We start from the raw sequence: 21013 nt of genomic DNA, 5'->3' as shown, positions 1-21013 counted from the left end.
CCGTGGGCGACATGCGGTTGAGCGACGCCGAACGCCAGGACGCCCTGGACGTCCTCGAGGAGCACGTCCGCACCGGGCGCCTGGACATCGACGAGTACGGGACCCGCACGGCGAAGGTGACCGCGGCCAAGCGGGTCAGCGAGCTCGTCCCGCTGTTCGACGACCTCCCGTCGCCTCGCCCGAGCGCGCTGCTCAACGGCGCCTCTGCGCCCCGGGTGCCGGTGGCGTCCTCGGACGACAGCGCGCTGGTCCGCTTCCTGACCGCGGGCGCGGTGCCGATCGCGATCGTCCTCGCGCTCGCGGTGCTGATCCTTTCCCGCGGGCGGCTGCTGATCATTTCGGTCGCGCTGCCGCTGGTCGTCGCGATGATCGCCGGGGCCCGCCGTCGCCGTTCTTGATTACTCCTTTCGCCGGGCAACCCGCTCCCGCGTTCCGACGTGGTTGCTCACGCAGGTTGGGGAAAGGGAGGAATCCATGAACAGGACATGGGCGCGATCGGGGGTGCTCGCCACCGTGGCGATCGCCGTCGCGGCTTTGGCAGCGGGGCCGGCGCAGGCCGCGACGGGCCGACTGGGCTGGCAGCCGACGCTGCTGCCGTTGCCCGCTGGAGCCGACCCGGCGGGGCGCGGATTTCTGAACGCCTCGGACGGCCACGGCGAGTACGCGGGGTCGTTCATCGTAGGCGACAAGCTGCAGGTGGTGAGCTGGCGCGACGGCAAGCCGGTGCTGCGCGGGACGCCGGCGGGCTTCGAGTGGGCGAGGGTCGCCGGGGAGGACAGAGCGGGGCGGATCTACGGCGAGGCGCTCGACTACGACACCGACGTCAACCGGACCTTCACCCTCGACGCCACCGGCTTCCACCTGTGGGCGCCCCCGCCGGGCTATGGCGACTTCGGGCTCCGTGCGGTCAACCGGCGCGGCGACGCACTGGGCACCCTGCCCACCGGTACCCCGGCGACGTACGTGCCGGCCGTCTGGCCCGCTGGGGCGGCTGCCCCCACGGTCCTGGCCTACCCGGCAGGCGCGGACTCCGTGACCGACATCGACGACGACGGCGCGATCCTGTTCGGCGGGTTCGACCGCGACATCGTCTTGAAGGACGGAGTGAGCAGGCCGCTGGCCGACATCCCGGGCTTCTCGTACCCGCACGGATCGGCGATCCGCAACGGCGTCGTGGTCGGGTTCGCGTCGAACGGAAACGCGTCGCAGGCGATCCGCTGGACGACGCCGGAGACACCGGTCGCGCTGACCGGCGGCGACTACGCGGGCGACCTGAACGTGCGCGGCCTGACGGTCGGCGCGGCCCCGTTCCCGGGTTCGTTGTACGGCAAGCCGACGGCGTGGCGCGGAACGACCCAGGCCGGCGAGCTGAAGCAGCCGGGCACGTACACGGGCTACGCAGCAGGCCACGTCACCGACGACGGAGTGTTCGCGGGGTGGGCGTCGAACGGCCCGCTCGACGAGGGCGGAGTGCCGGTGATCTGGCGCTTCACCCCGTGAGCCTGCCTTGATCGCCAGGCCGGGGGCGGCGTGCTCCCGGCCTGGCTAGGCTGGGTGGAGTGGAACCGGTGGAGATCAACGCGGGCACGTACTACCTGCGTCAGCTGCGTGCCGACCGGCACATCGACGACCGCCCGTTGCTGATGGAAGCGTTCGCCGACCCGACGCACCGCAAGTACGTCTTGAACTACCGGTTGCGCACGCTGGACGAGGCCACGGAGTACGTGGCCCTGCGGGCGGCCCAGTGGGCGGGAGACGAGCGCTGTTCCTGGGCGATCGCGGAGCCGACCTCGGGCAGGCTCCTGGGCGAAGTGGGGCTGCGCGAGCTGAACCTGGACGCGTCGTACGCGGAGGCGACGGTCTGGGTCCACCCCACGGAGCGCGGCAAGGGCATCGCGACGACGGCGTTGAACGCGGCTCTTCGATTCGGTTTCGGCGGCTTGGGGCTGACCGAGGTGAGTTACCGGTACGAGGAGAGCAACGCGGCGTCGGCGATCGTGGCGCAGCGCTGCGGGTTCACGCTCGTGGGCCCGGAGGCGGACCTGGCTCCGACGGGCGAGCGCCTGATCCGCTGGCACCGAACGTCCTGACCCCGGCCGGCCGGCTGCCCACCGTGCCGGCCTCCGGGTTCCGGCGCCTACGCCGAGTACGCCCCGGCGGCGAGGTCGTCGAGGAGAGTCGGCCCGCCCGGCGTCCAGCCGAGCAGCTTCTGCGTCGCCGTGCTGGTCGCGGCGAGGTCCATGCCGAAAAACGCGCCGATCCAGCCGAAGTGGGCCGGGACGTCGTCGGCGGGGATCGAGGCGACGGGCAGGTCGAACGCGCGGCCGATCGCCTGCGCGATTTCGCGGGTCGGCACGCCTTCTTCGGCGACGGCGTGCAGGCGGGTGCCCGCCGGCGCCTGTTCGAGGCCGAGGGTGACCATCCGGGCGGCGTCGGTGCGGTGCACGGCGGCCCAGCGGTTGGTGCCGTCGCCGGGGTAGCCGGAGACGCCCTTTTCGCGGGCGATCGCGGCGAGAACGGCGATGAACCCGTGGTCGCCGGTGCCGTGGACGCTCGGCGCGAAGCGCAGGCTCACGCTGCGCACCCCCTGGTCGACGAACTCGAGCGCGAGGTTCTCGCTCCCGCCGCGCGGCGAGCCGGCGCCGTGGAACGGGGACGCGTCGTCCTCGGTCGCGGGCCGGCCCTGGACGAGGGCAGCGATGCCGGAGGCGAGCAGGAACGGGCGGCCGGTGCCCACGAGCGTGTCGCCGATGGTCTGGACGGCGGCGCGCTCGGCCGCGTTCGAGATGGCCGGGTTGGCGAAGTCGTGCTTGTTCGCGAGGTGGATGACGGCGTCGGCGTCCTTGGCGCCGGCGCGGAGGCCGTCCAGGTCGTCCAGGTCACCGCGGCGAACGTGGGCGCCCTTCGCCGCCACCGCGGCGGCGGACGCGTCGGACCTGGCCAGTCCGGTGACTTCGTGGCCCGCGCCGAGCAGGTCGGCGACGACGGCCGAGCCGATCCAGCCGGATGCTCCGGTGACGAACACGTGCATGAGTGATCTCCTCCGACGGCTCCGCGACGAGGCGAAGCGGGTGATGTCTGCGACTGACGTCAGCCACAGACATCACCGTACTCTTCAAGTCAGCCGCTGTCATCACTACACTCGATCGCATGGTGCGCTGGGAACCGGGAGCTGCCGAGCGGCTTCAGAAAGCCGCTCTCGAGCTGTTCGCCACGCGCGGTTTCGAGCAGACGACCGCGATGGAGATCGCCGAGTCCGTCGGCCTGACCGAACGCACCTTCTTCCGCCACTTCAGCGACAAGCGCGAGGTCCTCTTCCACGGGCAGCAGCTGCTGGTGGACGCGTTCCTCGCCGGGGTCGACGCGGCGCCACCGGACGCGTCCCCGATGGAGATCGCCGCCTCCGCGCTGCACTCCGCGACGACCTTCTTCCCGGCCGAGCGCCGCGCCCACTCCCGGCTCCGGCAATCGATCATCGACCAGAACCCGGCACTGCAGGAACGCGAGCGGCACAAGCTCGCCAGCATCGCCACCACGGTCGCCGACGCCCTGCGCCGGCGAGGCGTCGAGGACATGACCGCGACCCTGGCCGCGGAGTCGGGCGCCACCGTGTTCGCGATCGCGTTCACCCAGTGGATCCGCGAGGACGAGCAGCGGTCGTTCGCCGACATCGCCGCGGAGGTGCTGCGCGAACTGCTGAGCTTGACCGCTACGGCGTCGGCGAAGCTCCCGCGCTGACGGGGTTCTCCCACGGGATCAACTCGCGCAGGACCTCAGCTCACCGGCTCCACGATGCCCGCGCGGGCCTCCGGGGCCGCTGACCGCAACGCGTCCGCCGCCTCGTCGCTCGGCTGGGACTGGGACTCGCGCTCCGCCTCCACCCGGGCCCGGTAGACCTCGATCTCGTGCTTCACCGTTTCGGGCGACCAGCCCAGGACTTCGCCCACCAGGGCGGCCACCTGCTCGGCGCAGTCCACTCCCCGGTGCGCGTACTCGATCGAGATGCGCGTCCGGCGGGCCAGGACGTCCTCAAGGTGCAGCGCCCCTTCGTGTGAAGCCGCGTACACCACTTCGACGCCCAGGTAGTCCGGGGCGTGCTCGATCGGCTTCAGCAGCTCCGGGCGGCCCTCCGCCGAGGCCAGGACCTCGTGGACCAGTGAGCCGTAGCGGTCCAGGAGGTGCCTCACCCGGTAGGGGTGCAGACCGTGTTCCGCCGCCAAGTGGTCGGCCTGGTTGACCAGCGCGTGGTAGCCGTCCGCACCCAGCAGGGGGACCTTGTCCGTGATCGAGGGCTGGGACCGGCCCGGCAGGTCCACCGCCGCCGCGTCGACGGCGTCCGCCGCCATCACCCGGTACGTCGTGTACTTGCCGCCCGCGATCGCCACCAGGCCCGGGGCCACCCTCGCCACCGCGTGCTCGCGCGACAGCTTCGACGTCTCTTCGCTCTCCCCCGCCAGCAGCGGGCGAAGGCCCGCGTACACGCCTTCGATGTCGTCGTGGGTCAGCGGGGTCGCCAGGACCGTGTTGACGTGCTCGAGGATGTAGTCGATGTCGTGCTTCGTCGCCGCCGGGTGGGCCAGGTCGAGCTCCCAGTCGGTGTCCGTCGTCCCGACGATCCAGTGGTTGCGCCACGGGATGACGAACAGCACCGACTTCTCGGTGCGCAGGATCATCCCCGACTCCGAGACGATCCGGTCGCGCGGGACGACGATGTGCACGCCCTTGCTCGCGCGCACCCGGAACCGGCCGCGGCCACCCGACAGGCGCTGCAGCTCGTCGGTCCAGACGCCGGTGCAGTTGATCACCGCGGCCGCCGAGATCTCCGTTTCGCGGCCGTCCTCGACGTCGCGCACGCGCACGCCCGACACCCGGTCGGCTTCGCGCAGGAACCCGACGACCTGGGTCGACGTCCGCACGACCGCGCCGTAGTGCGCCGCGGTCCGCGCCACCGTCATCGTGTGGCGGGCGTCGTCGGACTGCGCGTCGTAGTAGCGGATCCCGCCGATCAGCGCCGACCGCTTGAGCGCCGGCACCATCCGCAGCGCGCCCGCGCGGGTCAGGTGCTTCTGCCCCGGGACGCTGCGGGCGCCGCCCATCGTGTCGTACATCAGCAGGCCCGCCGCGGTGTACGGGCGTTCCCACACGCGGTGCGTCAGCGGGTACAGGAAGCTGACCGGCTTCACCAGGTGGGGCGCGATGGTCGTCAGCATCAGCTCACGCTCGCGCAGCGCCTCCCTGACCAGCCCGAACTCGAGCTGCTCCAGGTACCGCAGGCCGCCGTGGAAGAGCTTGCTCGACCGGCTCGACGTCCCGGACGCGAGGTCGCGGGCCTCGACGAGCGCGACCCGCAGGCCGCGCGTCGCGGCGTCCAGCGCCGTGCCCGCCCCGACCACGCCGCCGCCGATGACGACGAGGTCGAACGTCTCCTTGCCGAGCCGCTGCCAAGTCTCTTCCCGCTTGACCGGACCCAGTCGAGCCGGGTTCGTCTCCGCTGCGTGCTGCGCCACGTGACAGTCCTCCTCGTGCCGGCGAGGCTTCCAGCATCGCACGACCCGGTGATCATCCGCCCGTCCACGGATGACACTTGTGGCGTAACCCTCCGCGATCTTGACCGGGCACTTCACCACGATCTTGAAAAGATTCGCCTTCCAGGTGCTTGGAAGTAGCTTCTACGCCCCGGTAACGTCGCGCGGACGTGGGTCGGCAACGGTGCCGTGGCACGCCGTGATCGACCCTGCGCAGAGTGTCCAGTGTGGAGGTGCAGCGGTGAGTGCAGGGGCAATAATCGTCTGGGAACTACTGGGTACGGCGGCCCTGATCCTGCTCGGCAACGGTGTGGTCGCGAACCACGTCCTCCGGAAAACCAACGGCAACAACGGCGGCATGCTCTTCATCAACTTCGGCTGGGCGTTCGCCGTCTTCACCGGCGCCAGCATCGCCGCGCCCAGCGGCGCGCACCTCAACCCGGCGGTGACGCTGGGCCTCGCCATCGCCGACAAGACCCCATGGGCCAACGTCCCGTTCTACTTCATCGGCCAGTTCGCCGGCGCCATCATCGGCGCCATGCTCTGCTGGGCCACCTACAAGCTGCAGTTCGACGACCACCCCGAGCCCGAGAACACCCTCGGCATCTTCTCCACCGGCCCGCAGATCCCGAACACCGTGTGGAACCTCGTCACCGAGATCATCGGCACCTTCGTCCTGGTCGCGTGGATCCTGCTCAGCCCGACCTACGCCGCCGGTGACGGCGGGACGCCGAACTTCGGCAACTCCGCGCTGGGCTACGCGGGTGTCTCCTTCGTCGTCCTCGTGATCGGCACCTCCCTCGGTGGCCCGACGGGGTACGCCATCAACCCGGCGCGTGACCTCGGCCCCCGGATCGCGTACGCGTTCCTGATGCCGATCCGCAACAAGGCGAACGCCAACTGGGGCTACTCGTGGATCCCCGTCGTCGGCCCGCTGGCCGGCGGCGCCCTCGCCGCCCTGCTCTACCTCGTCGTCCACAACCTGACCTGATCGCCTCCTCCGACGCCGATTTCCGGGAGCACACATGACTTCGTACGTAGCCGCGATCGACCAGGGCACGACTTCCACGCGGTGCATGATCTTCAACCACGAGGGCCGGGTCGTCTCGGTCGACCAGCGCGAGCACGAGCAGATCTTCCCCCGCGCCGGCTGGGTCGAGCACAACGCGGAAGAGATCTGGGAGAACACCCGCCGGGTCGCCGCGGGCGCGCTGGCCAAGGCCGACCTCACCGCCAAGGACATCGCCGCCGTCGGCATCACCAACCAGCGCGAAACCGCGCTCGTCTGGGACAAGACGACCGGCCGGCCGGTGTACAACGCGATCGTCTGGCAGGACACCCGCACCGACAAGATCGTCACCGAGCTCGGCAACCTCGGCGGCGGCCAGGAGCGCTACCGCGACAAGGTCGGCCTCCCGCTCGCGACCTACTTCTCCGGACCCAAGATCAAGTGGATCCTGGACAACGTCGAGGGCGCGCGCGAGAAGGCCGAGGCCGGTGACTTGATCTTCGGCAACATGGACACCTGGGTGCTGTGGAACATGACCGGCGGCACCGACGGCGGCGTGCACGTCACCGACCCGACCAACGCCTCCCGCACCATGCTGATGGATCTCGACACCCTGCAGTGGGACGACGGGATCGCCGGCGAGATGGGCATCCCCCTTTCGATGCTGCCGGAGATCCGCTCCTCGTCCGAGGAGTACGGCAAGGTCCGCGAGAAGGGCGCGCTGGCCGGCGTCCCGATCGCGGGCATCCTGGGCGACCAGCAGGCCGCGACGTTCGGCCAGGCCTGCCTCTCGCCCGGCGAGGCCAAGAACACCTACGGCACCGGCAACTTCATGCTGCTCAACACCGGTACCGAAAAGGTGATGTCGCAGAACGGGCTGCTCACCACGGTCTGCTACAAGATCGGCTCGAACGACACGATCTACGCGCTGGAAGGCTCCATCGCCGTCACCGGTTCGCTGGTGCAGTGGCTGCGCGACAACCTCGGCATGATCGCGACCGCGGCCGAGATCGAGGAGCACGCGCGCAGCGTCGAGGACAACGGCGGCGCGTACTTCGTCCCGGCGTTCTCGGGCCTGTTCGCTCCTTACTGGCGATCCGACGCTCGCGGCGCGATCGTCGGGCTCACCCGGTTCGTCAACAAGGGCCACCTCGCCCGCGCGGTGCTGGAGGCGACCGCCTTCCAGTCGCGCGAGGTCATCGACGCCATGAACGCCGACTCCGGAGTCCCGCTGAAGTCGCTCAAGGTCGACGGCGGCATGGTCGTCAACGAGCTGCTCATGCAGTTCCAGGCCGACATCCTCGGCGTGCCGGTGATCCGCCCGGTGGTCAACGAGACCACCGCGCTGGGTGCCGCGTACGCCGCCGGCCTCGCCGTCGGGTTCTGGAAGTCCGAGGACGACATCCGCACCAACTGGGCCCAGGACAAGCAGTGGGACCCGGGGATGGACGACGCCCGCCGCGAGCGCGAGTACCGCAACTGGAAGAAGGCCGTCACCAAGACCTTCGACTGGGTCTCCGAAGAGGACTGACCGGCGAGGGCCGGGGGTGCCGCCTCGTGGCGCTCCCGGCCCGTCCCTTCAGACCTCCCAGCCTTCCGGCTCGCCCGACTGCTCGTTCGGGGCGATGACCGTGAACGGCACGCCCTGGTCGTCGATGACCTTCACCTGCCGCCCGTACGGCGAGTCCCACGGTTTCCCGTCGACCGTGCCGCCGAGCTCGACCACCTTGGCCGCGCTCGCGTCGGCGTCCGCCACCCAGAAGTACGCCGCCCAGTACGACGGCACCTCCGGGGGTACCGAGGCGGGGATCGCGCCGAGGCCGCCGACCGGGCGCCCGTCGATGAGCACCACCGCGTACGTGAAGTCGTCGCCCGAGATGTCCTGGAAGCCGAAGCCGAAGATCTCTTCGTAGAACGGCTTCGCCGCCGGATAGTCCCGGCTCATGCAGTCGTTCCAGGCCAGGGTGCCCGGGGCCGACGTGACCTGCGTACCGATGTGGTTCCCGGCCTCCCAGAGGCCGAAGACCGCGCCCGCCGGATCGGCCGCGACGGCCATCCGGCCCTCCTTCATCACCTCCATCACCGGCATGACGATCTGCCCGCCCGCCTCGGTGATGGCCGCGGCCGTGCGGTCCACATCGGACACCGCGAGGTACGTCGTCCAGGCCGCGGGGATGTCCTGCCCCGGTGGGGTCTGGCCGATGCCGGCGACCGGGCGTCCCCGCAGCTCCGCCATGCCGTAGAAGCCGGTCTCCTCACCACCCCGATGCACGTCCCAACCGAACAGGCCGCTGTAGAAGGCGATCGCCTTCGCCTGATCGGGCACCATCAGGTCCACCCAGCCGGGCGTACCGTCGGGCCATCTTTCGTCCCGGAACACCATGCCGACTCCCAACCCTCGTCTGTGCCGCCGCTGGTGACGACCCGGACAGTCTGGCACCGGGCACCGACAAAAACCGAAAATCAGGCCTGGACCAGGCGGGCGTAGACGACGATGTTGTCGACGTAGTTGTGCGCGTTCCGGTCGAAGACACCCCCGCAGGTGATCAGCCGCAGCTCGGGACCGGCCGTGTCGTCGTAGACGCCTTCGGCTTCGAAGTCCTTCTTCGGCACCTGGTGCACCTTCGTCACCTCGAACACCACCGTGGTGCCGTCCTTGCGGGCGATCGAGACCCGGTCACCGGGAGCCAGCTCCTTGAGCCGGAAGAAGATGCCCTTCTGGTGGTTGCCGTCGACGTGCCCCAGTACGACGGCCGGGCCGGTCTCGCCCGGCGTCGGCGCGTAGGTGTACCAGCCGGCCTGCAACGGCGTGGTCACCGGCGGCACCTGGACGGTGTTGTCCGGGTTGAGGCCGAGCGGGACCAGCGACGAGTGCGCGCCGATCTTCGGGATGTCGATCGAGACGGGTTCCGACTTGGGCAGCGCCGCAGCGGCGTCCTGACCGCCCGCCTGGGGCGCCGGAACCACCGCGACCGGCTGGGCGGGCGGCGGCTGCGCGGTGTCCGAGCCTGGGCCACCACCGAACGTCAGCGCCAGCACCGCCAGCGCGGCCAGCACCGCCACGACGAGGGCGATCAGGACACCCCGTCGGTTCGTGATCCTGCTGGTCATGCTCTCCCCCTCACTGGCGTCGGCGAGTTCACACGTCCGGGTGGTCCGATGGTCGAGCCCGACGGTACCTCCCGCGAACCTCGAGACGCCCCCGCGGCGCTCAGCGGCGCCACGACCGCCGGGCCAGTACGAGACCGCCGCCGCCGAGGGCCAGCACGCCCATGGCACCCGCGGCGGCGAGCGAACCGTGATCGCCGGGTCCCCCGCCGGTCTGCGGTGCTCCCGACGGCACCTTGGCCACCTGACGACGTTCACCCAGAACGGTGAACTTCGTGGTCAGTTCCGCGCCGCCGCAGGAGAACGACACCTTGTAGACGCCGGGTGCGGCGGCCTGCACGGTCGCCGACGCGGCCGCGGCGGGTGCCTTGGCCGGGTCGTTCTGCGGGCCGACGCGCCGCAACGCGCCGATCTTCAGAACCGGGGAGGCCAGGTCGCTCGTGCTCGAGGCTTCGCAGCCGAGCCGGATCTGCACCTTCGCGCCCGCCCGGGCAGCGGTCGGCATGACGCGCAAGTAGGCCTTCGGATTTCCGGCGTGCCCGGCCGGCGTGGCGGCGAAGGCCGCCGGAGCCGAGAGCAGCAATCCGCCCGAAACAGCGGCGACCGCCAGCACCTTTTTCATTTCCGTCCCCTTTTCCCCTTGGAAAAACTCCCCCGGGAGCTCTGCTTCAAAAGACGCTCTACCTGCGGAGAGGTTGCCTCGGGCCCAGAAAAAACCACCCCGGAGCGCGGCTCCAGGGTGGTCGTGGGCGTTTTCGAAATCAGCCGGCCATGCTGCCGTCGCCCGCCTTCGCGGCGCCGGAGGGCACCTTCGCGACCTGCGTGGCCGGCACCGTGAACTGCGTGGTGTAGGTCTGGCCGCCGCAGGTCACGGTCAGCGGGTACGTCCCCGCCGCGGTGCCGGGCTTGAGCTCGGCGTCGGCGCTGATGTTCGCGTCGGCGCCCATGAACGGGCCGGGGGTGTAGTTGGTGAAGGTCAGCGCCGGCGAGGAGAACGCCGGCGAAGGGCCTTCGCACTTCGCGAGCGCGACGTTCGGCGCGTCGCGGACGTACTTGTCCACCAGCGTCTGGTTGATCGCGGTGTTCACGTTGAGCTGCACCATGCCCGCGGTGGCACTCCGGGCCGGGCTCGTGCTCGGCGCCGGACCGGTGCTCTGCGCCATCGCCGATCCCGTCAGCGTCGTCGCGCCGATCACCGCTGCCGCAACGAAAACCACCGTCTTGCGCACGTTCGCACCCTTCGCGTCCTTCAGCCTGACAACCGACAAGACGCGACGGGTGCGCCCGGGTTGCGTGCCGGATCAGTCGAGATCGTCGTGGCGCATGAGCTGCCGCCCGGCCTCGGTGATCGAGCCCGACAGCGACGGGTACACCGAAAATGTCAGTGCCAGGTGGTCCACTGTGAGCTGGTTCTGGACGGCGAGCGCGATGGGAAGGATGAGTTCGCTCGCCTGCGGCGCCACGACGACACCACCGACGACCACGCCGGTGGCGGGGCGGCAGAACAGCTTCACGAAGCCTCGGCGGAGGCCTTCCATCTTCGCGCGCGCGTTGGTGGCCAGGGGCAGCATGATGGTGCGCGCGGGCACCTCGCCGGAGTCGATCGCCTGCTGGCTGATGCCGACGGTGGCGATCTCCGGGTGGGTGAACACGTTGGCGGCGACGGTCTTGAGCTTGATCGGCGCGACGCCTTCGCCCAGCGCGTGCCACATCGCGATGCGGCCCTGCATGCTCGCCACCGAGGCGAGCATGAGCACGCCGGTGCAGTCGCCGGCGGCGTAGATCCCGGGAACGGAGGTGCGCGAAACGCGGTCGACGGTGATGAACCCGCCGGGGCCGGGCGAGATGCCGACCTTGTCGAGGCCGATGTCCTTGGTGTTCGGCACCGAACCGACGGTCATCAGCGCGTGGCTGGCTTCGATCACGCGGCCGTCGGCGAGGAAGATCTCGACGCCCTTTTCGGTGCGCTCGACGCGATCGGCGCGCGCCTGCTTCGCGACGGTCGTGCCGCGCTGCGAGAAGACCTCTTCGAGCACCGCGGCGGCGTCGGCGTCTTCGTGCGGGAGGACGCGGTCACGGCTGGAGACGACGGTGACCTTGACGCCCATCTCGGTGTAGGCGGACGCGAACTCGGCGCCGGTGACGCCCGAGCCGATCACGGCGAGGTGCTCCGGCAGCTCCTGGAGCTCGTAGAGCTGGCGCCAGTCGAGGATGCGCTCACCGTCCGGCACGGCGCCGGGCAGGACGCGCGGGGTGGCGCCGGTGGCGATGAGGACGACGTCGGCGGGCAGCTTTTCGGTGCCGTCCTTCGTCGTGACGGCGACCTTGTGCGTCGCCAGGCCGGGCTCTTCGTCGCAGAAGCGGGCCTCGCCGGCGATGACGCGGACGCCTTCGCGCTGGACGCGGGCACGGATGTCGGCGGACTGGGCGAGCGCGAGGCCCTTCACCCGGCCGTGGACGGTCGGGAGGTCGATGCGGGTGTCGGCCATGTCGGTGTTGATGCCGAGCTCGCCGAGGTCGTGCATCTTCGCCAGGGCGCCGGAGCTCGCGATGAACGTCTTCGAGGGAACGCAGTCGTAGAGGACGCAGGCGCCACCCAGGCCGTCCCGCTCGACGATCGTGACGTCGGCCCCGTGCTGGGCTGCGACCAGCGCGGCTTCGTAGCCGGCCGGGCCCCCGCCCATGATCACGATCCTGGTCACCTGGGTCCTCCTCTGGCAGTCCGTGCGGTGCTCACACCGTACGCGGCGAAGGTGACCGGACACTGAAGTGGGCGAACACGGCGAGTGCGTCCACTCGGGTGCGAGAGGTGTCGCTACGCTGTCGGCGTGCCGTTGTATGCCGCGTACGGATCGAACATGGAGCCCGCCCAGATGCTGGAGCGCGCGCCGCACTCTCCGATGGCCGGCACCGGCTGGCTGGAGGGGTGGCGCCTGACCTTCGGCGGCGAGGACCTCGGCTGGGAAGGTGCCCTGGCCACGATCGTCGAGGACCCGGGGTCACGGGTGTTCGTCGTCCTCTACGACGTGACCCCGCTCGACGAGACCGGGCTGGACCGCTGGGAAGGCGGTGAGCTGGGGATCCACTCGAAGATCCGCCTCCGCGTCCAGACCATGGACGGCTCGGTCCTGGCCTGGCTGTACGTCCTGGACGCCTACGAAGGCGGCCTCCCATCGGCCCGCTACCTCGGCGTCCTGGCCGACGCCGCCGAGGCCGCCGGCGCCCCAGCCGACTACGTCGACGACCTCCGAACCCGCCCCTGCTCCGGCATAACCGGCTAACTCGTGTCGTCCGCCCAGGTACGCGTGTCGTCCATCTGAGTACGCGTGTCGTCCGGTCGGGTACGACCGTCTAGGTGGAGCGGAGCCGGAACGCCTCGTCGAGGTCCTTCAGCAGCTGACTCGAGTCGCGAAGATCCGCCGCAACGGCGCGAATGGTGATCCAGCCACGCGCCGCCATACGTGCATTTCGCTCGGCGTCGTAGGTAGCTCGATCTTCGTGTGCGGCGTACCCGTCGTACTCCAGGGCGATACGCCGGGATGGCCAGGCCATGTCCAGCCGGTAGAGCAGTCGACCGTCGATGGCTGTCAGCTCGTACTGCGGCTCCGGTACGGGAAACCCCGCCTCGACGACGATCAGCCTCAAGATGCTCTCCGGGGGCGACTCGGCCTTGCCGGTGGCAAGTTCCAAGAGGGTCAGCGCCCTGTGGATACCTCGACGGTCCCGGCGGTCTTCGAGGCGGTCCCGAATGTTCTCCCGGAGCTTCCCGTCGTGGTCCGGTGGCAAGGCTCGGAGCCACTCGTCCAAAGCGGCGAACGCCGTTCGCCGATCACCGTCACAAAGGAACTCCGCCAGTGCGAGGTCTACCGGAAACGTGGCAAGCCCGTCGAGTTCGATCACGTCCGTCGGCCGGTAGTACCCCTGGTGAACGACGAGGCCGGGCTTTGACTTGATCCGGCGTTCGTAGGGCACCGTGATGTGAATGTTCGCGCATGCTGATGCCGAAATCCCATGCAGGGCAAGTGATGTCGGGCCGGACAACACTGCAGGCCGCCCAACGGCCAACAGGGCTCCCTCAGCCCTCGTCTTCAGTTTCAGTGCATCGCTCGAGCGCATGACGACGCCTCGCCACGGTTGCATCAGCAACCCGCTGGCCAACGCCTCACGCACAGCGCGCTGCCCCATTTCTTCCACGGCACGTTGACGCGAAGCCGCGCCATGCCGTCCTCCCCACCCGGTCACAGCATCAAGAATCAGGCTCTTCCGTGATCTCCGGAAGAGCCTGATTCACCAGCTGTGGATAACTACCCGCCTGTGGATAACCCTGGGGACAACTCCTGTGCACAGACGGACGACACGCGCACCTGGATGGACGACACGCGTACGTAGGCGGACGACACGAGTTAGGCGAGGGTGGTTAGGGCGGTGTGGACCAGGGTTCGGACTCCGCAGAGGAGGGCTCGCTCGTCGAGGACGAACGTGGGGCGGTGGATGTCCGATTGGGGGGCCGGGGGGCCGGGCCAGACGCCCAGGCGGGCGAAGGCTCCCTGGACGTGCTCCAGGTACCAGCCGAAGTCCTCGCCGCCCGAGGACTGCTCTGTCGCGGCCACCGCGCCCTCGCCGAGGGCCGCTTCGGTGCCCGCGCGCATCAGGGCCGTCGACTCGGGGTCCGAGACCACCGGCGGGACTCCGCGGCGGTAGTCCAGGTGGAAGCCGACACCGGTGGGCGCCAAGAGCGACTCCACCGACGCCGCCACCAGCGGCTCCAGGGCCGTCCAGACCTCGTGGTCGGCCGTGCGCAGCGTGCCGCGCAGGACGCCGTCCTGCGGGACCGCGTTGGCCGCCTGGCCCGCGTGGACCGCTCCCCAGACGAGGACCGTCCCGGAACGCGGGTCGACGCGGCGGGAGAGCACCGCGGGCAGGGACGTGATCACCGTGCCCAGCGCGTGCACCAGGTCGGCCGTCAGGTGCGGCCGGGACGTGTGGCCGCCCGGGGACGTCAGGCGCAGCTCGATCAGGTCGGCGGCCGACGTCAAGGCGCCGACGCGCATCCCGACGGAACCCACCTCGAGCCGCGGGTCCACGTGCAGGCCGTAGATGCGCTCGACGCCGTCCAGCGCGCCCGCCGCGATCATGTCCAGCGCGCCGCCGGGCATGACCTCCTCGGCCGGCTGGAAGATCAGCCGCACCCGGCCGGGCAGCTCCGGCGCGCCGGCCAGGGCGCGGGCCGCGCCGAGCAGGATCGCCGTGTGGGCGTCGTGGCCGCACATGTGGGCCGCGCCCTCGGTCGTCGACGCGTACGGCAGGCCGGTCGCCTCCGTCAGCGGCAACGCGTCCATGTCCGCACGCAGCGCCACGCACCGCTCACCACTGCCGATGTCGCACACGACGCCGGTGCCGCCCGGCAGCACCCACGGCTTGAGCCCGACCGAGCGCAGCAGCGTGACGACCAGTTCCGTGGTCGCGAACTCGTGCCGCGACAGCTCCGGGTGCGCGTGGATGTGCCGCCGCCAGGCGAGCACGTCGGTCGCGTTGGCGCGCAGCCAATCGTCCAGCCAGAACGGGCCGCGGCCCGCACCAAGGTCCTCCACGGGAGCCATGCTTACGCCGGCCTCGGAAATCAGCGCCTCGGACCCCTCCATGGGGTTGATGATGCGCCCTTGGGGGTCGCCTGGAACGTCCGGCCGTGAGTCCAACACCGTCACGCCGCACCTCCTCCCGCAACACGGGCAACCCGCGCAGCGGCTGGGGTCACGCGTCGTGCCGATCGATCTGTCGTACGCATTTGCAGACGATCGTGCACCATGCAGGCGGCAAGCCGCGCCTCGAAAACGGCCGTCCTAGACGGCCGGTACCGGATCTGCGTTGAACGGCGTGCACCACTTCGGCAAAGCCGAAAACCTCAGGACTTCTTGGCCCGCTTCGAACGGATCTTGCGCCCCCAGATCACGATGCCGAGCAGGACCACCGCGAGCAGGCCCGCGATCAGCTTGTTCTTGGTCTTTTCGGTGTTGGCCTTGTCCGTCTGGGCCGGGTCGAGGACCGGGCCGGGGGGTTGCGTCTGCGCCGGGGCCGGCACCGCGGCCGCGTGCGCCACGCTCATCGTGACGGCGGCCGGACGCACCGGCTCGGCCAGCGCCGGCGACGCGGTGAACAGCACCGCTCCCAGCAGCCCGACCAGGACCAGACCCCGCAGTTTCGCCATGTCATCCCTTCGCCGCGACCAGGCATTCTGCCCACGAACTTCCCGCACGTCAGCCACCGAACGCGTCGAGGATCCGCTGTGCACCGAGGGTAGCCGTCAGTTCACCGTCCCGCACCGCCCGTTCGACGTCGGGAACGACCGTTCGCACCTCCGGATGCGCCGCCAACCGACCCAGCAGCTGTTCGCGGACCATCGCCCACGTCCAGTCGACCTGCTGCTGCCGCCGCCGGGCGTCGAGCTCGCCGGACGCCGTCAGCGTGTCGCGGTGCTGCTCGATCGCGCCCCAGACCTCGTCGAGACGCAGGTTGTGCAGGCCGCTGCAGGTCAGCACCGGGGGCGTCCACGACGCTTCGGGCCCGTAGATCATCCGCAGCGCGCCCGCCAGCTCCCGCGCCGCGCGCCGGGCGTCCCGCTCGTGGTCGCCGTCGGCCTTGTTGACCGCGATGACGTCGGCGAGCTCCAGGACGCCCTTCTTGATGCCCTGGAGCTGGTCACCGGTGCGGGCCAGGGTCAGGAACAGGAAGCAGTCGACCATGTTCGCCACGGTCACCTCGGACTGCCCGACGCCGACCGTCTCGACCAGGACGATGTCGTAGCCGGCCGCCTCCATCAGCACGATCGTCTCGCGGGTCGCCCGCGCGACGCCGCCGAGCGTCCCGGACGTCGGCGACGGCCGGATGAACGCGCGTTCGTCCACCGCCAGCCGCGCCATCCGGGTCTTGTCGCCGAGGATCGACCCGCCGGTCCGGGTCGACGACGGGTCGACGGCCAGCACGGCCACCCGGTGCCCGGCCGCGGTCAGGTCGGTGCCCAGCTGGTCGATGAACGTCGACTTGCCGACTCCGGGGACGCCGGTGATGCCGACGCGCCGGGCGCCGCCGGCCGCGGGCAGCAGCTCGACCAGCAGCTCCTGCGCCAGCGCCCGGTGGTCCTCCCGCTGCGACTCGACCAGCGTGATCGCCTTCGACAGCGTCCCGCGGTCACCCGCGAGCACCCCCTTGGCGTAGGCGGTGACGTCGATCTTGCGCGGCAACGGTCAGGACTCCTGCGCCGACAGCTGGCCGAGCAGGTCGATGGCCGCGTCCGCGAGCACCGTGCCGGGGCCGAAGATCGCCGCCGCACCGGCCTCGCGCAGCGCCGGGTAGTCCTGCGGCGGGATGACGCCGCCGACCACGACCATGATGTCCTCGCGGCCCAGCTCGGCGAGCTCGTGGCGCAGCGCGGGCACCAGCGAGAGGTGCCCGGCGGCCAGCGACGAAACGCCGACGACGTGCACGTCCGCCTCGATCGCCTGGCGGGCGACCTCGGCCGGGGTGGAGAACAGCGGGCCGACGTCGACGTCGAAGCCGAGGTCGGCGAAGCCGGTGGCGATCACCTTCTGGCCGCGGTCGTGGCCGTCCTGGCCCATCTTGGCGACGAGGATCCGCGGCCGCCGGCCCTCCTCCGCGGCGAACTCGTCGACCAGCTGACGGGCCTTCTCGACGTTCTGCGTCTTCCCCACCTCCTCGCGGTACACCCCCGAGATGGTCCGGATCTGGCCGGAGTGCCGTCCCCAGATCTTCTCGAGCGCGTCGGAGATCTCGCCGACCGTGGCCTTCGCGCGGGCCGCGTCGATGGCCAGTTCCAGGAGGTTTCCCCCGTTGCCGGCACCTTCGGTGAGCCGCCGCAGCGCGTCTTCGGTGGCGGCGGAGTCGCGTTCGGACCGCAGCCGCCGCAGCTTCTCCAGCTGCTGGGCCCGGACGCCGGCGTTGTCGACCTTGAGGACGTCGATCTCTTCGTCGTCGGTGACCTGGTACTTGTTGACGCCGATCACCGGCTGCCGGCCGGAGTCGATGCGCGCCTGGGTGCGCGCGGCGGCTTCCTCGATGCGCAGCTTCGGGATGCCCGCGTCGATCGCCTTGGCCATGCCGCCGGCCCGCTCGACCTCGGTGATGTGTCCCCACGCCTTGCGCGCGAGGTCGTAGGTCAGCTTCTCGACGAAGGCGCTGCCGCCCCACGGGTCGATCACGCGCGTGGTGCCGGACTCCTGCTGCAGCAGCAGCTGGGTGTTGCGGGCGATCCGCGCGGAGAAGTCCGTCGGCAGCGCGAGGGCCTCGTCGAGGGCGTTGGTGTGCAGCGACTGCGTGTGCCCCTGGGTTGCCGCCATCGCCTCGACGCACGTCCGGACGACGTTGTTGTAGACGTCCTGCGCGGTCAGCGACCAGCCCGACGTCTGGGAGTGCGTACGCAGCGAAAGCGACTTCGAAGACGAAGGGTCGAAGCCCTTCACCAGCTTCGCCCACAGCAGCCGGGCCGCGCGCAGCTTCGCGACCTCCATGAAGAAGTTCATGCCGATCGCCCAGAAGAACGACAGCCGCGGCGCGAACTTGTCGACACTCAGCCCCGCGTCGACGCCCGAGCGGAGGTACTCGACGCCGTCGGCGAGGGTGTAGGCCAGCTCCAGGTCGGCCGTCGCGCCGGCTTCCTGCATGTGGTAGCCGGAGATGGAGATCGAGTTGTACTTCGGCATGTGCTGCGAAGTGAAGGCGAAGATGTCGGAGATGATCCGCATCGACGGCTGCGGCGGGTAGATGTAGGTGTTGCGGACCATGAACTCCTTGAGGATGTCGTTCTGGATGGTCCCCGCGAGCTGCTCGGGTTTGACGCCCTGCTCCTCGGCCGCGACGACGTAGAGCGCGAGCACCGGCAGCACCGCGCCGTTCATCGTCATGGACACCGACATCTTGTCGAGCGGGATGCCGTCGAAGAGCTGCCGCATGTCGTAGATGGAGTCGATCGCCACGCCCGCCATGCCGACGTCGCCCGACACGCGCGGGTGGTCGGAGTCGTAGCCGCGGTGGGTGGCCAGGTCGAAGGCGACCGAGAGGCCCTTCTGCCCGGCGGCGAGGTTGCGCCGGTAGAAGGCGTTGGACTCCTCGGCGGTGGAGAACCCGGCGTACTGGCGGATGGTCCACGGCTGGTTGACGTACATCGTCGGGTACGGCCCGCGCAGGAAGGGCGCGATGCCGGGGTACGTGCCGAGGAAGTCCACATCGGACAGGTCGGCGGCGGTGTAGACGGGCTTGACGCCGATGCCCTCGGGTGTCTCCCAGGCCAGGGCGTCGGGGCCCTTGCCGGTGGCGTTCTCCACCGCGCGCGCCCACGCGTCGCGGTCGCCCGGCGACGGCGTGCCGAGGTCGAGACCGGCGAAGTTCGGGATGGTCATCGCGCAACTCCCAGCTTGGCGTGCAGGCCGTCGAGGACTTCCAGGGCGTCGCAGCCGGCGAAGACGTTGGCGTCCACGCCGTCGTAGGACCCCTTCCCCGCCAGTAGTACGTATTCGGCGCCGAGCGACTCGGCGACCTCGGCCGCCTGTGCCGCGTAGGCGTCGTCGGTGCCGCAGAGGCAGGCGATCTTCGCGCCGGACGCGCGGAACGCGCCGGGCAGGTCGTCGGTCGCGCCCGGGTTGACGGCTTCGATCCCGCCCGCCTGGAACAGGTTGGCGGCGAAGCCGGCCCGCGCGGTGTGCGCGGCGACCGGGCCGAGGGTGGCCAGGAAGACCTTCGGCCGCTCGCCGTGCGAAGCGAGGTACGCGTCCGAAGCGTCCCGCAGGGCTTCGAAGCCTTCGGCGTACCGGTGCCGCGGCAGCCCACCGTCCACAGGGGACTCGAGGCGGGTCCTGACCACCGGTTTCTCGGCCAGGTTCGGGAACTCGCTGACGCCGGTGAGCGGGTCGCGCCGGGTGGCGATCCGCTTCGAGCGCTTCTCCCACGTCGAAGCCAGCCGCCCGGCCAGCGCGCCGGAGGCGAGCTCGGCGACCAGGCCGCCCGCGCCTTCGATGGCGGTGAACTCGGCCCAGGCCGCGTGCGCGAGGTCGTCGGTGAGCTTCTCGACGTACCAGGAGCCGCCGGCCGGGTCGGCCACGCCGGCCAGCTTGGCCTCCTCCAGCAGCACGGCGTGGGTGTTGCGGGCGATCCGCGCGGAGAAACTGTCGGGACGGCCGATCGCCGCGTCGAACGGCAGCACGGTGACCGCGTCGGCGCCGCCGGCGCCCGCGCCGAAGCAGGCCACGGTCGTGCGCAGCATGTTCACCCAGGGATCGCGCCTGGTCAGCATGGCCGGCGACGTCACGGCGTGCTGGCGCATGGGCGAGGCGAAGCCGCAGACCTCGGCGACGCGCGCCCACAGGCGGCGTGCTGCGCGCAGCTTCGCGATGGTGGAGAACTGGTCGGCGGTCGCGGCGAGCCGGAACTCGAGCTGCCCGGCGGCGGCCTCGACGTCCAGACCCGCGTCCGTCAAAGAACGCAGGTAGGTGACGCCGGCGGCGACGAGCGCGCCGAGCTCCTGCGCGTCCGACCCGCCCGCTTCGTGGAACGGGAGGCCGTCGGCGACGATCGTCCGCACTTTCGGGTACTTCCCGGCGACACGCGCGGCAAGCGCGGCGGCCGGTTCGAGCGCCATGGCGGAACCGGAGCGGGCCGCCAGCCCAATCGGGTCGGCGCCCAGCACGGCGGTGGCTTCGCTCGCCGGGATCTCGCGCTCGTCGAAGAGCTCGAACAGGGCTTCGGCGGCCGCTTCATACGAGGTCCCCGCGTCCAGGACGACGGGCGCCAGGTCGAGGTAGACCTCGTTCAGGGCGTCAGCGAGGGACGCGGGCGGCACCGAGAGCCAGATCGACGTCACGCCGCCTTCGAGGTCGGCGAGGATCGCCTGGTTGACCGCGCGGGCGTCGTCGCCGGTGAACCGGGCGCGGACGTCCCAGCCGGTGCTGACCTGACCGTCCGGCCGGGCGCCGCGCACGTAGGGCGGCAAGCCGGGGAAGCCGATGTCGCCGGGGACGTCCTCGGCCGTGTACAGCGGCTGGATCTCGATCCCGTCGTAGGTCCGCGTGACGAGCTTGCTCTCCGGGGCACCCGCGAAGTCCTCCGGCAGCTTCCCGCTCTTGCGCAGCACGCCGGCGACCAGCTCTTGCCACTGCTCGCGCGTCGCCTGGGGGAACTCGGCCGCGAGGTCGAGTTCGGAGATCGGCACTGACTCCGGACCGGCCACATCAGTCATAACCTGTGATGGTAGAGGCACTCGGCGCGCCCGACCTGTGAGTCTGGTCGCGCTAGGGGGCGGGCCGCGGCCGGGTTGGGGGCCAGCCTGCAGGGACTGCCGGTCCCGTACGCCACAATTGGCGGGTGC

20 protein-coding genes are annotated in these 21013 nt (G+C 70.6%); 7 read left to right on the top strand and 13 right to left on the bottom strand.

Annotated features, from left to right (window positions below):
- The first annotated feature begins 2 nt into the window (after positions 1-2).
- From ISP_RS04720 to ISP_RS04710, 3 genes are all read left to right on the top strand, one after another.
- Positions 3-398 carry a DUF1707 SHOCT-like domain-containing protein gene (locus ISP_RS04720; protein ID WP_013222844.1) on the top strand — a complete coding sequence of 132 codons (396 nt, stop codon included), beginning with the start codon at positions 3-5 and terminating at the stop codon, positions 396-398.
- A 76-nt stretch (positions 399-474) separates the two neighbouring features.
- On the top strand, positions 475-1500 hold the full coding sequence (locus ISP_RS04715; RefSeq protein ID WP_230468709.1) for a hypothetical protein: 1026 nt from the start codon (positions 475-477) through the stop codon (positions 1498-1500).
- Positions 1501-1559: 59 nt separating this feature from the next.
- The gene (locus ISP_RS04710) at positions 1560-2090 is read left to right on the top strand and encodes a GNAT family N-acetyltransferase (RefSeq protein WP_013222842.1); all 531 of its coding nucleotides are present in this window, start codon (positions 1560-1562) and stop codon (positions 2088-2090) included.
- A 47-nt stretch (positions 2091-2137) separates the two neighbouring features.
- On the opposite strand, the gene ISP_RS04705 is transcribed toward ISP_RS04710, so the two are convergent.
- Positions 2138-3031: an SDR family oxidoreductase gene (locus ISP_RS04705; protein ID WP_013222841.1), complete on the bottom strand. Its 894-nt coding sequence runs from the start codon at positions 3029-3031 to the stop codon at positions 2138-2140.
- Positions 3032-3150: 119 nt separating this feature from the next.
- Here ISP_RS04705 and ISP_RS04700 point away from each other — a divergent pair, with 119 nt between their 5' ends.
- Positions 3151-3738 (top strand): TetR family transcriptional regulator, encoded by a 588-nt coding sequence (locus ISP_RS04700; protein ID WP_013222840.1) that lies wholly within the window; start codon positions 3151-3153, stop codon positions 3736-3738.
- Positions 3739-3773: 35 nt separating this feature from the next.
- Here the strand turns inward: ISP_RS04700 and ISP_RS04695 are convergent, their stop codons facing one another.
- Positions 3774-5507, bottom strand: coding sequence for a glycerol-3-phosphate dehydrogenase/oxidase (locus ISP_RS04695; RefSeq protein WP_013222839.1), 1734 nt, complete (start codon positions 5505-5507; stop codon positions 3774-3776).
- A gap of 259 nt (positions 5508-5766) precedes the next feature.
- Between ISP_RS04695 and ISP_RS04690 the strand changes: the two genes are divergently transcribed.
- On the top strand, positions 5767-6516 hold the full coding sequence (locus tag ISP_RS04690; protein ID WP_176742072.1) for an MIP/aquaporin family protein: 750 nt from the start codon (positions 5767-5769) through the stop codon (positions 6514-6516).
- A gap of 34 nt (positions 6517-6550) precedes the next feature.
- The gene (gene glpK / locus ISP_RS04685; RefSeq protein ID WP_013222837.1) at positions 6551-8065 is read left to right on the top strand and encodes a glycerol kinase GlpK; all 1515 of its coding nucleotides are present in this window, start codon (positions 6551-6553) and stop codon (positions 8063-8065) included.
- 48 nt (positions 8066-8113) lie between these two features.
- Here the strand turns inward: glpK and ISP_RS04680 are convergent, their stop codons facing one another.
- The 5 genes from ISP_RS04680 to ISP_RS04660 all read right to left on the bottom strand — a co-directional run bounded on the left by ISP_RS04680 (position 8114) and on the right by ISP_RS04660 (position 12344).
- Complete coding sequence (locus ISP_RS04680) at positions 8114-8917, bottom strand: VOC family protein (RefSeq protein ID WP_013222836.1); 804 nt, start codon at positions 8915-8917, stop codon at positions 8114-8116.
- Between the two features lie 80 nt (positions 8918-8997).
- Positions 8998-9645 (bottom strand): class F sortase, encoded by a 648-nt coding sequence (locus tag ISP_RS04675; protein WP_013222835.1) that lies wholly within the window; start codon positions 9643-9645, stop codon positions 8998-9000.
- A gap of 100 nt (positions 9646-9745) precedes the next feature.
- The gene (locus ISP_RS04670; RefSeq protein WP_013222834.1) at positions 9746-10264 is read right to left on the bottom strand and encodes a hypothetical protein; all 519 of its coding nucleotides are present in this window, start codon (positions 10262-10264) and stop codon (positions 9746-9748) included.
- Between the two features lie 139 nt (positions 10265-10403).
- Positions 10404-10871 carry a hypothetical protein gene (locus ISP_RS04665; protein ID WP_013222833.1) on the bottom strand — a complete coding sequence of 156 codons (468 nt, stop codon included), beginning with the start codon at positions 10869-10871 and terminating at the stop codon, positions 10404-10406.
- 72 nt (positions 10872-10943) lie between these two features.
- Positions 10944-12344, bottom strand: a complete 1401-nt coding sequence (locus ISP_RS04660) for an NAD(P)H-quinone dehydrogenase (protein ID WP_013222832.1) — start codon at positions 12342-12344, stop codon at positions 10944-10946.
- 126 nt (positions 12345-12470) lie between these two features.
- Between ISP_RS04660 and ISP_RS04655 the strand changes: the two genes are divergently transcribed.
- The gene (locus ISP_RS04655; RefSeq protein ID WP_187324689.1) at positions 12471-12923 is read left to right on the top strand and encodes a gamma-glutamylcyclotransferase; all 453 of its coding nucleotides are present in this window, start codon (positions 12471-12473) and stop codon (positions 12921-12923) included.
- 70 nt (positions 12924-12993) lie between these two features.
- Here ISP_RS04655 and ISP_RS04650 read toward each other — a convergent pair whose 3' ends face one another.
- The 6 genes from ISP_RS04650 to ISP_RS04625 all read right to left on the bottom strand — a co-directional run bounded on the left by ISP_RS04650 (position 12994) and on the right by ISP_RS04625 (position 20884).
- Positions 12994-13827, bottom strand: coding sequence for a hypothetical protein (locus tag ISP_RS04650; RefSeq protein WP_013222830.1), 834 nt, complete (start codon positions 13825-13827; stop codon positions 12994-12996).
- A 218-nt stretch (positions 13828-14045) separates the two neighbouring features.
- The gene (locus ISP_RS04645) at positions 14046-15347 is read right to left on the bottom strand and encodes an amidohydrolase (protein WP_013222829.1); all 1302 of its coding nucleotides are present in this window, start codon (positions 15345-15347) and stop codon (positions 14046-14048) included.
- A gap of 197 nt (positions 15348-15544) precedes the next feature.
- The gene (locus tag ISP_RS04640) at positions 15545-15847 is read right to left on the bottom strand and encodes a hypothetical protein (protein ID WP_013222828.1); all 303 of its coding nucleotides are present in this window, start codon (positions 15845-15847) and stop codon (positions 15545-15547) included.
- Between the two features lie 49 nt (positions 15848-15896).
- The gene (meaB, locus tag ISP_RS04635) at positions 15897-16880 is read right to left on the bottom strand and encodes a methylmalonyl Co-A mutase-associated GTPase MeaB (RefSeq protein ID WP_013222827.1); all 984 of its coding nucleotides are present in this window, start codon (positions 16878-16880) and stop codon (positions 15897-15899) included.
- A gap of 3 nt (positions 16881-16883) precedes the next feature.
- Positions 16884-19052: a methylmalonyl-CoA mutase gene (scpA, locus tag ISP_RS04630; RefSeq protein ID WP_013222826.1), complete on the bottom strand. Its 2169-nt coding sequence runs from the start codon at positions 19050-19052 to the stop codon at positions 16884-16886.
- A complete protein-coding gene (locus ISP_RS04625) occupies positions 19049-20884 on the bottom strand; it encodes a methylmalonyl-CoA mutase family protein (RefSeq protein ID WP_176742071.1) in 1836 nt (611 codons plus the stop codon). The genes scpA and ISP_RS04625 overlap by 4 nt, the downstream gene beginning before the upstream one ends.
- Between the last annotated feature and the right edge of the window lie 129 nt (positions 20885-21013).

Origin of the sequence: Amycolatopsis mediterranei (genome assembly GCF_026017845.1) — a bacterium.
In the GTDB taxonomy this organism is placed as follows: Bacteria; Actinomycetota; Actinomycetes; order Mycobacteriales; family Pseudonocardiaceae; genus Amycolatopsis; species Amycolatopsis mediterranei.
The sequence above is the reverse complement of the archived record's forward strand: the minus strand, read 5'-3'. Positions and strand labels throughout refer to the sequence as shown.